We start from the raw sequence: 12,748 nt of genomic DNA, 5'->3' as shown, positions 1-12,748 counted from the left end.
ACCATGCGCAAGCTCACAGGCACACGGCTATTAAGCAGGACTTAGAAGCGCAGGGTACGAAGGTTGGTCACTCGAAGGCAGGAAGTTGGGGCCGCCGTGCGGCCCGTTACCCCAGCGAGTCGGATCAATAGAAATACGCCAACCGAAACTGCAGCGAATTATCGATTTTCACCCCCTCACGCACCGAGGTGTCGTGCATCACCTGCCCCATCAACTGCAATTGCTTGTTGACCATGGTCGCCATGGTGAAACCGACAGTGCCGTTGTTGTGGCTGGTGGCCAGGGTCTCGCCGTCGAGGGTTTCCCGTGCGCCCCAGTTGTGCCTGTAGCTGATGGCGGCATAGGTGTCAGGCGTGAAGTTGTAGCGCAGGTGATTGTGCAGCTGCAGCAGCGTGTCCTTTTTCGCGTCGGTAGAGCGCTGATCGTCATAGAACTCAGCTTCGGCGATCACATCCCAACTGATTTTGTCAGTCAGGCCCTTGATGTAGCCCACCTGGAAGTCCACGGCCCAGCGGTTGTTGCTGAGGGCAAAACCTTCGTTCTTGTCACTGCCGGTAGGCGCCGTGAAGAACACCGACCAGCCAAGGTGCTCGTTGTGTTCCAGATCGCCGATGGTCCACAAGGTGCCGCCGAAGGTGATGTCGCCCAGCCCTGACGTCTTGCTATGGCTGGCGCCGATATCCTGCTGGCCGAAGGGGATAACGATCTGTGGGTCCCAGGTATACCCGGTGCCGAAAAAGTCGGTGAAGTGGATCAGACGCAGAACGCCGACGGTCATGTCCAGGTCGAGGTCGTCGGCGACCTTCTTGCCGCCGGAGTAGACCTTGTCGCCGCGCGGGTTCTGCTGGTAAAGCACGACCACGTCGGTGCCCTTGGGCAGCGCCGTATAGTCACCCGGATCGGGCTTTACGTCGGCCAGCGCGGACAGGGAAATACCAAACACAGCCAGGCCGGTCGCCAGGGTCGAGGGACTGATGATCTTCATGGTGAACTCTCGTTGTTGTTTTTGTTGGCGTGAAGCGCCCCGGGCAGCCCCTTTTCAGGGGCCACCAAGGCTTTGGTTGGGTCGGCGGTGAGACTTAGTGCGCGGCAGTGGCCTTCAGGTCGGCCTCGAGGTCATGGGTGCGCTTGATCAGGTACTGACGGATCAGCTCCATGTCCTCGCGCTTGAGGATGTCGGAGAAGTTCGGCATGCCGCGATAGATCAGCGCGCCGCTGACGAACGCCGGGAAAGCCGCATGTTTGTCCTTGGTCAGGTAGCGCAGGTCCGGGACCACACCACCGCTGATGGCGTTGAGGCCATGGCAGCCGGCGCACAGGCCGTTGAACATAGCGCGGGCCTGGACCAATTGCTCCGGCGTGGCGGTCAGTTTCAGGTCGACGTTGGGGAACACAGGTGCCTGACGCGGCGGCGGCAGTTCACCCTTGGCGCCCAGCTTGAAGGCGATGATCCGCGACTCTGGCTGCACCTTGCCCTTGTTAGTCAGCGGCCCAGTCAGCAACGGCAAAATACCGCCCCAGCCCACGGAGAACGCCACGTACTGGTCGTTGCCAACGGTGTAGGTAATGGGGCCAGCCATCACGCCGGAGTTGGCGCGGTGCTCCCAGAGTTTCTCGCCCTTGTCGGCGCTGTAAGCCACAACCCTTCCATCGGCGGTGCCTTGGAACACCAGGTTGCCGCCGGTGCTCAGGGTGCCGCCGTTGCCTGCACTGATGTACGCCTGCTTCCAGGCCGGCGCCTGCTTGACCGGGTCCCACGCGATCAACTCGCCGGTCCAGGCGTCGCGGATCTGGTTGAGGATCTTCGGGTCTTCCGGCAGGTCGGGCACGTCCAGACCGAAGTTCACTACCGACTTGTTCGGGAAGAACACCGGCTCCTTGGCCGCCTTCAGCTCGGCCAGGGTGTGCTGGGCAGGAATGTACACATAACCGGTGTTGGGGTTATAGGACATTGGGTGCCAGTTGTGTCCACCGAGGAAGCTCGGTTGTACGACTTTCGGCTCCTTGGAGTAGTCCGCGGCGCCGGTCAGCACCGGACGACCCGTCTTCAGGTCAATCTCACTGGCCCAGTTCACCGGCACGTAGTTCTTCGCCGAGATCAGCTTGCCGTTGGTGCGGTCTAGCACATAGAAGAAGCCGTTCTTCGGCGCCTGCATCAACACCTTACGCACCTGGCCATCAACCTTGATGTCGGCGAGAATCATGTGCTGGGTTGCGGTGTAGTCCCAACGGTCCTGCGGCGTGACCTGATAGTGCCAGACGTACTCGCCGGTGTCCGGGCGCAGGGCCAGGATCGACGAGACGAACAGGTTGTCGCCCTTGCCCTCGCTGCGGAACTGGTAGTTCCACGGCGAGCCGTTGCCGGTGCCAATGTACAGAAGGTCCAGCTCCGGGTCATAGGCCATGGAGTCCCAAGCCGTGCCGCCGCCGCCCCACTTTACCCAACTGTCGCCGGTCCAGGTTTTGAGGGCCATGGCCATCGCCGGGTTTTCCGGCGGCAGCTTCGGATCGCCCGGTACGGTGTAGAAGCGCCAGGCTTCCTTGCCAGTCTCGGCGTCGTAGGCGGTGACATAACCACGCACGCCAAACTCGGCGCCGCCGTTGCCAATCAACACCTTGCCTTTGACGATGCGCGGCGCACCGGTGATGGAGTAGCTCTTGGAGCGATCGAGAATGGTGTCCACCGACCAGACTTCCTGACCCGTAGCCGCGTCGAGAGCGATCAGACGGCCGTCGAAGCTGCCGACGTAGACTTTACCGTTCCACACCGCGACACCGCGGTTGACCGGGCCGCAGCAGCCCTGGCTGAGGTTGGCTGGCGGCACTTTCGGATCGTACTTCCACAGAAGCTCACCGGTGGCCGCATTCATCGCATAGACGATGCTGAAGGCACCGGTGGTATACATCACCCCGTCAACCACCAAGGGCGTCGCTTCAGTACCGCTGTCGATATCCAGACGAGTGGTCCAGGCAACGCCCAGCTGGCTGACGTTCTTGTCATTGACACCACTAAGCGGACTGTAGCGCTGTTCATCATAGGTACGACCGTGGCTCATCCAGTTGCCGGGTTCGAGATTGGCGTTCACAAGGCGTTTCGTATCGACCTGGGCAGGGTGCGTGCTTTCCACAGCCGAGGCATGCAGGGAGGAAAGCAGCAATGGGAGACCCGCCAGCAGAAAGAGGGTTTTCATGTGTTTCTGACTCCAACGACACATTTATTGTTTTTATGAATCCACAGGGCAGACCGCCCCCGCGGGTCACGCAATAGCAGGGCTTGCGCTACGTAGAGGTATTAGAAGTTTTGCGGGAGGGCTGCGCTTGACTGTGGCCGCCAATTCAGTTGGCATTTTCTGCCAGTACCGACTGGGCTTACTTCTGGAACGCATGCGCCCGGTAATCACGGGGCGAGACTTCGAACTGACGCTTGAACGCCCGGCTGAAATGGGCAACATCGACAAAGCCCCACTTGAAGGCAATCTGGGTGATTGACTGACTGCGCAATGGCGGGCTGCACAGGTCATGGGCCACTTTACTCAGGCGGGTTCGGAGTATGTAGCGCGACACGCTTTCACCGTGCTCTTCAAACAGGCGATAAAGGCTGCGCACAGACGTGTGCAACTGATCGGCGAGATAGGCCGGGCCCAGATCGACATCATGTAAAGACTCATCCACCAGGCGCAGCGCAGTCAAATACAGATTACTGCTTTCCAGCGGATGCTCCTGCCCTTGCGCCTGGCCGGACATCGCCGGCAGCACCAGGCTGACCAGCGCACTCTGGATCGCCTGTCCATCGTCACCATTGGCGGCACCGTCGCCAAGCATGCCGATCGACTGCACCAGCGAACGCACCATGCGACTGGAAACGTTATTGCGTGACAGTTTGCCGAACAGGTTATCGCCCTTGAACTTGCAGGTGACGATGTCCCGGGGCAGATGCACCGAGACGTTCTCCACCAACCCCAGCGGCTCGATTTCGAACAGCCTCGCCGAGTCCACCAGTGCAATGTCCTCCGGCCCCAACTCCACCTCCACCCCGGCCTGACGGATCCGCTGGCGGCCGCTGCGCTGATAGATGAGGAAGCAGTGACTGTCATCACTGTCGATACCGATACGCTCACGACTGATCAAACGGGCATTAGTACGGATATGCGCCGTATCCAGCGCCCCAATCGCCTGGCTGTGGATTTCGCCGATGAAATGCCGGGTAAGGCTAGAAGGCAGCGTGCTGAAATTGCCGCAGATGCTGCGTAGGGACTGGCACCAGCGTTCGAATCCGATCTGCTCGCTTGATGACAGGAACATGGCGCCTCCAGGATTTATTTTTATTAACATATTATCTAAATTGCTGGAGGGCAAGGTCTGGGGTGGTCGCTTCGTAGTGCTGGACCAGATCAACCGTGACAACGTTTCGAAGCTGGCGCCAGCCTGGACCTACCACATTGGCGCCATGGCCATCAGTGATGGCAATGGCGCCGAAGACCAAATGACGCCGTTGCAGGTTGGCGACAGGGTATTCATCTGCACCCCGCACAACAACCTCATTGCACTGGACCCCGACACCGGCGAGTACTGCCAAGGCTTCGCAAAAATGGCCAGGTTGAACTGAAGGTCGGTCTGGGCAATGTGCCTAAAGCCTATTACCAGCTGTCCTCGGCGCCCCTGATATGCGCTGGGCATTCGACCTGCCGATGCAACCAAGCCTGATCGATTTCACCAAGGCTGACGGCGGCAAAGTCCCCGCCGTTGTGATCGGCACCAAAGCCAGCCAGATCTATGTGCTGGACCGCAACACTGGCCAGCCGCTAACCAAGGTTGAAGAAGTTCCGGTCAAGGCGGCCAACATCCCGAACGAGCCTTACTCGCTGACCCAGCCGAAATCGGTAGGCATGCCGATGGGCAGCCAAAGTGGCCCGATGACCTACGTATCGCCAAAGACGGGCAAGCAGTACGTCGTCATCACCGCTGGCCGCTGCCGAAGATTGCCTCCTCCTTGATTTTGCAAGCTCAAGGTCGACAGCACGGTCGAATTACAGATTCACGCCGGGGGTCAACGCATGGCATCACGCAGTTGCACCAACGCCGGGTTGTCCAGCGCCTGGGCCGAATAGCACAGGCCAATGCGGCGCTTGAGATCAAGCATGGGCAATGACCGTACGAGAACTTCAGGCTGCTCGTCGGCCAAGGACTTGGGTACCACCGCGATGCCCTGACCGGCAGCGACCAAGGCCAGTGCCAGCCTGAAGGAGCCGGCCTGGGCTTCAGGCGTGATGGCGCCCGCACCATACAAGGGCAGCAAGCGCTGGTGACTGGCATGGCCTGGGCATGTGATCCAGGCTGCCTGCTCCGGTGCAGGGTCGACGGTCGACTCACCCTCTGCCAGGCTGTAGTCCATAGGCAGCGCCAGTACATAAGGCTCGCTCCACAACGGCAAGAACAATTCGTCTTCACAGCGCAGTTCCTCGCTCGCCAGCCGCGCATCCCCTTCACAGCCCTCCAACAGCCCCAGTAACACGCCGGGAACGACTTGACTCGCACCGCGAATCAGCGCCTGAACGTAACACTGGGCAATGTCCTGCTCCACGCCGACCTGCAGCAGCACACGGTGACGCTTTTCTCGAAATTGTCGGGCCAGACTGTCGACATCCGCCACCATGCGTCTGGCCTGCGGGTAAAGCGCGCGAGCATCTTCGGTGACCTCCACCCCACGCGCCTGGCGCACAAACAATGGGGTACCCAAGGCTTCTTCCAACAGCTTGATGCTCGCGGAAAGTGCCGGCTGGCTGAGGTGGATACGCTGCGCAGCAACCGTGATGTTGCGCGCCTCAAAAACGGCGATAAAAGCGCGAAGCTGGCGGTAGTCCATTGCTAACCCATAACAAAAACCGATGGCAGGAAGAAGAATAATCCATTTTTCAGGCTTTCAAGAGAACCCTATAGTTTTGCTCACCTCGAGCCATCAAATATTCCGATTCCAGGAGCACCTTTCATGACGACTACCCGCAAGCCTCTCATTGTCATCACTGGCGCCAGTTCCGGTATTGGCCAAGCCACCGCCCGACTGCTCTCCCGTCGCGGACACCCGCTGTTACTGCTGGCTCGTCGCCTGGAGCCCATGCTGGCACTGAACCTGCCTGACACACTGGCGGTATCAGTGGATGTAACCCACCGCGCCGCGTTGCTCGACGCGGTCGCCCAGGCCGAGCATCAGTTCGGCCCGGTGGATGCCATCATCAACAATGCCGGAGTCATGCTGCTGGGCGATATCACCCGACAGGACCCATCGGAATGGGACCAGATGCTGGACATCAACGTACGCGGCCTGCTCAACGGCATCCTCGCGGTAGCCCGCGGCATGGTAGAGCGTAAACACGGCACCATCATCAACGTCAGCTCTGTCGCCGGGCGCAAAACCTTCTCCAACCACGTGGCCTACGTCGGCACCAAGTTCGCCGTCACAGGTCTTTCGGAAAACCTGCGTGAAGAGCTGGCCCCCCACAACGTCCGGGTCATCACCATTGAGCCAGGCGCGGTAGAAACAGAACTGCTCAGCCACACCACCGACGAAACCATAAAGACCGGTTACCACGCCTGGAAACAGGACATGGGTGGCGTGGTGCTCTCGGCCGACGACGTCGCCAATGCCATCGACTACGCCTATGGCCAGCCCCAAGGCGTGTGCATCCGCGAGATCGTTCTGGCAGCGACTCGCCAGCAGGCCTGATGCCCAATGGCCCTGGACGGGCCAGGCGATGCCTATCGCTGATACTGATGATAGAGATCCAACACCATCCATCATTCCCAGTGATAGTTACCTTCGCCTCGTTCGATTCGTTGTCGACCGCTCTAGCACGCAGAATTCGCCCACTTTCAATAATTGGCGGATTCTCTCCATGGAGCAGTCACTCAAACCCTTGCGTTATCCCCTCGCCGCCCTGGCACTTCTGGTCATGAGTGCCTGCGGCCGTACCCCTGAAGCCGTACAGACACCCAGCGCGCCCACGGTCAGTGTGGCCAAGGTGCTGGAGCAGCCTGTCAATGAATGGGACGAGTTCACCGGCCGGCTGGAAGCGCCGGAAACCGTAGAGGTTCGGCCTCGTGTCTCCGGGCAGATCGATCAGGTGGCCTTTACCGAAGGCGCTCAGGTGAAGAAAGGCGACCTGCTGTTCCAGATCGACCCGCGCCCGTTCCAGGCCGAAGTCCGCCGCCTTGAGGCACAACTGCAGCAAGCCCGTGCCACCGCCACCCGCAGCGCCAACGAAGCCGAACGTGGCGAGCGCCTGCGCAGCAGCAATGCGATTTCCGCCGAGCTGGCCGAGTCGCGCACCAGCGCCGCTGCCGAAGCGCGCGCCGGCGTCGCGGCGATTCAGGCACAACTGGACCTGGCCCGGCTGAACCTGAGCTTCACCCGCGTCACCGCGCCCATCAGCGGTCGCGTCAGCCGCGCCCAGTACACCGCAGGCAACATTGTCAGCGCCGATGTCACGCCGCTGACCAGTGTGGTCTCCACCGACAAGGTGTATGCCTACTTCGATGCCGACGAGCGGGTCTACCTCAAGTACAGCCAATTGGCCCGCGATGGTCAGCGTGGCCAGAGCACCCCGGTGTACCTCGGCCTGTCCAACGAACAGGGCAACCCACACCTGGGGCAGATGAACTTCGTCGACAACCAGGTCAACCCCAAGACCGGCACCATCCGTGGCCGAGCCGTGTTCGACAACCGCGACGGGCAATTCACCCCTGGGCTGTATGCACGCCTGAAGCTGGTCGGCAGTGCCACTTACTCTGCGGTATTGATCAACGACGAAGCCGTCGGTACCGACCTGGGCAAGAAGTTCGTACTGGTGATGGACAAGGACAACAAGGCCGATTATCGCGCGGTCGAACTGGGACCGAAGCTGGAAGGCCTGCGCATCGTTCGTAGCGGCCTGAACAAGGACGAGCGCATCGTGGTCAAGGGCCTGCAGCGGGTTCGCCCTGGCTCGCCAGTCACCCCGCAGGACACACCGATGGCCAGCGAAGCGACCTTGGCCGCCCTCGCCCGGCAACGTCAGGCACTTGAAGCCAGCACCCAGGGCAAACCGATGGGCAACACCACGGTCAAGCTCGCCAGTAACCAGGCACCACGCGGTTAAGGGACACCACCGATGAATTTTTCCAAGTTTTTTATCACTCGGCCGATCTTCGCCGCAGTGCTGTCACTGCTGATCTTGATCGCTGGCAGCATTTCGCTGTTCCAACTGCCGATCAGCGAGTACCCGGAAGTGGTACCACCGACGGTGGTAGTGCGCGCCAACTTCCCGGGCGCCAACCCCAAGGTCATTGGTGAAACCGTCGCCGCACCGTTGGAGCAGGCCATCACCGGCGTGGAGAACATGCTGTACATGTCCTCGCAGTCCACTGCCGACGGCAAGCTGACGCTGACCATCACTTTCGCCCTGGGCACCGACCTGGACAACGCGCAAGTGCAGGTGCAGAACCGCGTGACCCGAACCCAGCCGAAACTGCCCGAAGAAGTGACGCGAATCGGCATCACCGTCGACAAGGCCTCGCCCGACCTGACTATGGTCGTGCACTTGACCTCGCCGGATAACCGCTACGACATGCTCTACCTGTCCAACTACGCGATCCTCAACATCAAGGACGAGCTGGCGCGCCTGGGCGGTGTCGGCGACGTACAGTTGTTCGGTATGGGCGACTATTCGCTACGGGTCTGGCTCGACCCGAACAAGACCGCATCGCGCAACCTGACCGCCAGCGATGTGGTGGCCGCAATCCGTGAACAAAACCGCCAGGTTGCCGCAGGGCAACTGGGTGCGCCACCCGCACCGGGCACCACCAGCTTCCAGCTATCGGTCAACACCCAAGGCCGTCTGGTCAGCGAAGAAGAGTTCGAGAACATCATCATCCGTTCCGGTGCCGACGGCGAAATCACTCGCCTGAAAGACATCGCCCGGGTCGAGCTCGGTTCAAGCCAGTACGCGCTACGCTCGCTGTTGAACAACCAACCCGCCGTCGCCATCCCGATCTTCCAGCGTCCAGGTTCGAACGCCATCGAGATCTCCGATGAAGTGCGGGCCAAGATGAACGAGCTGAAGCAGAACTTCCCTGAAGGCATGGACTACAGCATCGTCTATGACCCGACCGTGTTCGTCCGTGGCTCCATCGAAGCGGTCGTCCATACCTTGTTTGAAGCGCTGATCCTGGTGGTACTGGTAGTCATCCTGTTCCTGCAGACCTGGCGCGCCTCGATCATTCCGCTGGTGGCAGTGCCGGTTTCGCTGATCGGTACCTTTGCGGTCATGCACCTGTTCGGCTTCTCGCTCAACGCGCTGTCGCTGTTCGGCCTGGTGCTGGCCATCGGGATCGTGGTGGACGACGCCATCGTCGTGGTGGAGAACGTCGAACGCAACATTGGCCTTGGCCTCACCCCGCTGGAAGCCACCAAGCGCGCCATGGGCGAAGTGACCGGCCCCATCATCGCCACGGCACTGGTGCTGTGCGCGGTGTTCGTACCGGCGGCGTTCATTTCCGGCCTCACCGGGCAGTTCTACAAGCAGTTTGCCCTGACCATCGCCATTTCCACCGTGATCTCGGCCTTCAACTCGCTGACCCTGTCGCCAGCCTTGGCAGCGGTGCTGCTCAAAGACCACCATGCACCCAAGGACCGTTTCTCCAAGGCCCTTGAGCGCCTGTTGGGCGGCTGGTTGTTCGCCCCGTTCAACCGTTTCTTCGAACGCGCCAGCCACAGCTACGTGGGCACCGTGGGACGGGTTATCCGCAGCAGCGGCATTGCCCTGTTCGTCTACGGCGGGCTGATGGTCATGACCTGGCTGGGCTTTACCTCGACGCCGACTGGTTTCGTCCCGGCTCAGGACAAGCAGTACCTGGTGGCCTTCGCCCAGTTGCCCGATGCGGCCAGCCTTGACCGTACGGAAGCGGTGATCAAGAAGATGAGCGAGATTGCCCTCAAGCAGCCTGGCGTTGCCGATTCGGTCGCCTTCCCGGGCCTGTCGATCAACGGCTTCACCAACAGCCCGAACAGCGGCATCGTGTTCACTCCGCTCAAGCCCTTCGATGAGCGCAAGGACCCCAGCCAGTCGGCCGGCGCCATCGCTGCCGCATTGAATGCCCAGTTCGCGGACATCCAGGACGCCTACATCGCGATCTTCCCCCCACCGCCAGTACAGGGCCTGGGTACCATCGGCGGCTTCCGCCTGCAGATCGAGGACCGTGGCAACCTGGGGTATGAAGCGCTGTACAAGGAAACCCAGAACATTATCGCCAAGAGCCGTGGCGTGCCGGAGCTGGCGGGGCTGTTCACCAGCTACCAGGTCAACGTGCCACAGGTCGATGCCGCTATCGACCGCGAAAAAGCCAAGACCCATGGCGTGGCGATCAACGACATCTTCGACACCCTGCAGATTTACCTGGGTTCGCTGTACACCAACGACTTCAACCGTTTTGGCCGCACCTATCAGGTTAACGTCCAGGCTGAACAGCAGTTCCGCCTTGATGCCGAGCAGATCGGCCAGTTGAAGGTGCGCAACAACCAAGGCGAGATGATCCCGCTGGCAACCTTCATCAAGGTCAGCGACACCGCCGGCCCCGACCGGGTGATGCACTACAACGGCTTTATCACGGCCGAAATCAACGGTGCCGCAGCACCAGGCTACAGCTCCGGGCAAGCCGAGAAAGCCATGGAGAAGCTGCTCAAGGAAGAACTGCCCAACGGCATGACCTTCGAATGGACCGAACTGACCTACCAGCAGATCCTTGCCGGCAACACCGCGCTGTTCGTGTTCCCGCTCTGTGTGCTGCTGGCCTTTCTGGTGCTGGCAGCCCAGTACGAAAGCTGGAGCTTGCCACTGGCCGTGATCCTGATCGTGCCCATGACGCTGCTGTCGGCCATTACCGGGGTGATCCTGTCCGGTGGCGACAACAACATCTTCACCCAGATCGGCCTGATCGTGTTGGTGGGCCTGGCCTGCAAGAACGCGATTCTGATCGTCGAGTTCGCCAAGGACAAACAGGCAGAAGGCCTAGACCCGCTGGCAGCGGTACTGGAAGCCTGCCGCCTGCGTCTGCGGCCCATCCTGATGACCTCGATCGCCTTCATCATGGGTGTCGTGCCACTGGTGTTCTCTTCCGGTGCCGGTGCTGAAATGCGTCATGCCATGGGTGTCGCGGTGTTCTCCGGGATGATCGGGGTAACGTTCTTCGGCCTGTTGCTGACCCCGGTGTTCTTTGTCTTGATCCGTCGTTATGTCGAACGCAGCCAGGCCCGCAAGGCGGCCCGGGTTGCACAGCGGGAGCAGCACGCATGAGCCACGTTAAACTGTTGATGCCCAGCCTGCTGGTGCTGGCCCTTGCCGCCTGTGCGGTCGGGCCAGACTACCGCGCACCCGATACCGCAGCGGCACACCTTAGTGCAGCGGACCAGCCGGGGGCGCCCAAAGCCTTCGACCGCAACCGTTTTGAGGCAGCCTGGTGGCGCCAGTTCGATGACCCGGTGCTGAACCAGTTGGTGGCTCAGTCGCTGGCCGATAACCGTGAGCTGCGCGTGGCGTTCGCCCGTCTGAAGTCCGCGCGGGCGATCCGCGATGACGTCAGCAACGATGCCCTGCCAACCGTGACCAGCCGCGCCAGCAGTGATCTGGGTAAAGGCCAGATTCCAGGCCAGAGCGACCATCGGGTCAACAGCGAGCGCTATGACCTGGGCCTGGATATGGCCTGGGAGCTCGATCTGTTTGGCCGCATCCAGCGGCAACTGGAAGCCAGTGAGGCGCAACAGGACGCTGCCGAAGCCGACTTGCAGCAGCTACAGGTCAGCCTGATCGCCGAGCTGGTCGATGCCTACGGCCAACTGCGCGGCGCCCAGCTGCGTGAAAAGATCGCCGTGGCCAACCTGAAAACCCAGCAGGACTCCAGGGCCATTACGCAGACCCTGAACGAGGCCGGCGTCGGCAATGAGCTGGATGTGGTGCGTGCCGATGCGCGTCTGGCCGCAGTAGAAGCTACGGTGCCGCAATTGCAGGCAGAACAGGTACGGGCACGTAACCGTATCGCCACCCTGCTGGGTCAGCGTCCGGACACCTTGAGCGTCGACCTGTCCCCGGCGCAACTGCCCGCCATCGCCAAGGCGCTGCCGATCGGTGATCCTGCCGAGCTGCTCAAGCGCCGCCCGGACGTACGCAGTGCCGAACGCCAGTTGGCGGCGGCGACCGCGAATGTCGGGGTGGCAACCGCAGACCTGTTCCCACGGGTCAGCCTGAGCGGTTTTCTCGGTTTCACGGCCGCACGCGGCTCCCAACTGGGCTCCTCGGCGGCACAGGCATGGGCCTTGGGCCCGAGCATTACCTGGGCAGCCTTCGACCTGGGCAGCGTCAAAGCCCGCTTGCGCGGGGCCAATGCTGAAGCCGAAGGCGCCTTGGCCAGCTACGAGCAGCAGGTGTTGCTCGCCCTGGAAGAGTCGGAAAATGCCTTCAGCGACTACAGCAAGCGCCAGCAGCGCCTGCTTGCCCTGCTACGCCAAAGTGAGGCCAGTCGCAAGGCGGCCGAGCTGGCATCCATTCGCTACCGCGAAGGCACGGTGGACTACCTGGTGCTACTGGATGCCGAGCGTGAACGGCTCAGCGCCGAAGATGCCCAGGCCCAAGCGGAAGTTGAACTCTATAGCGGTGTCGTCGCCATCTACAAGGCACTGGGTGGAGGCTGGCAAGCCGAAACCGTCGCCTCGGCGCACTGACGC

8 protein-coding genes and 1 pseudogene are annotated in these 12,748 nt (G+C 61.3%); 5 read left to right on the top strand and 4 right to left on the bottom strand.

Annotated elements, in window-relative coordinates:
• Window positions 1-124: 124 nt before the first annotated feature.
• The 3 genes from AB7M23_RS16770 to feaR all read right to left on the bottom strand — a co-directional run bounded on the left by AB7M23_RS16770 (window position 125) and on the right by feaR (window position 4,302).
• A complete protein-coding gene (locus tag AB7M23_RS16770; RefSeq protein ID WP_065758969.1) occupies window positions 125-985 on the bottom strand; it encodes a transporter in 861 nt (286 codons plus the stop codon).
• A gap of 94 nt (window positions 986-1,079) precedes the next feature.
• A complete protein-coding gene (locus tag AB7M23_RS16765; RefSeq protein WP_454241393.1) occupies window positions 1,080-3,191 on the bottom strand; it encodes a PQQ-dependent dehydrogenase, methanol/ethanol family in 2,112 nt (703 codons plus the stop codon).
• A 178-nt stretch (window positions 3,192-3,369) separates the two neighbouring features.
• On the bottom strand, window positions 3,370-4,302 hold the full coding sequence (feaR, locus tag AB7M23_RS16760; RefSeq protein ID WP_454241392.1) for a transcriptional regulator FeaR: 933 nt from the start codon (window positions 4,300-4,302) through the stop codon (window positions 3,370-3,372).
• A gap of 61 nt (window positions 4,303-4,363) precedes the next feature.
• Between feaR and AB7M23_RS16755 the strand changes: the two are divergent.
• Window positions 4,364-4,907: pseudogene (locus tag AB7M23_RS16755) on the top strand (hypothetical protein); the annotation flags it as partial.
• A gap of 140 nt (window positions 4,908-5,047) precedes the next feature.
• Here AB7M23_RS16755 and AB7M23_RS16750 read toward each other — a convergent pair.
• On the bottom strand, window positions 5,048-5,863 hold the full coding sequence (locus AB7M23_RS16750; RefSeq protein WP_454241391.1) for a LysR family transcriptional regulator: 816 nt from the start codon (window positions 5,861-5,863) through the stop codon (window positions 5,048-5,050).
• A gap of 123 nt (window positions 5,864-5,986) precedes the next feature.
• On the opposite strand from AB7M23_RS16750, the gene AB7M23_RS16745 reads away from it, so the two are divergent.
• The 4 genes from AB7M23_RS16745 (at window position 5,987) to AB7M23_RS16730 (ending at window position 12,745) form a co-directional block, all read left to right on the top strand.
• Window positions 5,987-6,721 carry an SDR family oxidoreductase gene (locus AB7M23_RS16745; protein ID WP_454241390.1) on the top strand — a complete coding sequence of 245 codons (735 nt, stop codon included), beginning with the start codon at window positions 5,987-5,989 and terminating at the stop codon, window positions 6,719-6,721.
• Window positions 6,722-6,890: 169 nt separating this feature from the next.
• On the top strand, window positions 6,891-8,132 hold the full coding sequence (mexE, locus tag AB7M23_RS16740; RefSeq protein ID WP_454241389.1) for a multidrug efflux RND transporter periplasmic adaptor subunit MexE: 1,242 nt from the start codon (window positions 6,891-6,893) through the stop codon (window positions 8,130-8,132).
• A 12-nt stretch (window positions 8,133-8,144) separates the two neighbouring features.
• Window positions 8,145-11,324 carry an efflux RND transporter permease subunit gene (locus AB7M23_RS16735; RefSeq protein ID WP_330522711.1) on the top strand — a complete coding sequence of 1,060 codons (3,180 nt, stop codon included), beginning with the start codon at window positions 8,145-8,147 and terminating at the stop codon, window positions 11,322-11,324.
• The gene (locus tag AB7M23_RS16730; protein WP_454241388.1) at window positions 11,321-12,745 is read left to right on the top strand and encodes an efflux transporter outer membrane subunit; all 1,425 of its coding nucleotides are present in this window, start codon (window positions 11,321-11,323) and stop codon (window positions 12,743-12,745) included. The genes AB7M23_RS16735 and AB7M23_RS16730 overlap by 4 nt, the downstream gene beginning before the upstream one ends.
• Window positions 12,746-12,748: the final 3 nt, after the last annotated feature.

The organism is Pseudomonas sp. HLS-6 TE3448 (genome assembly GCF_053629555.1).
The sequence above is the reverse complement of the archived record's forward strand: the minus strand, read 5'-3'. Positions and strand labels throughout refer to the sequence as shown.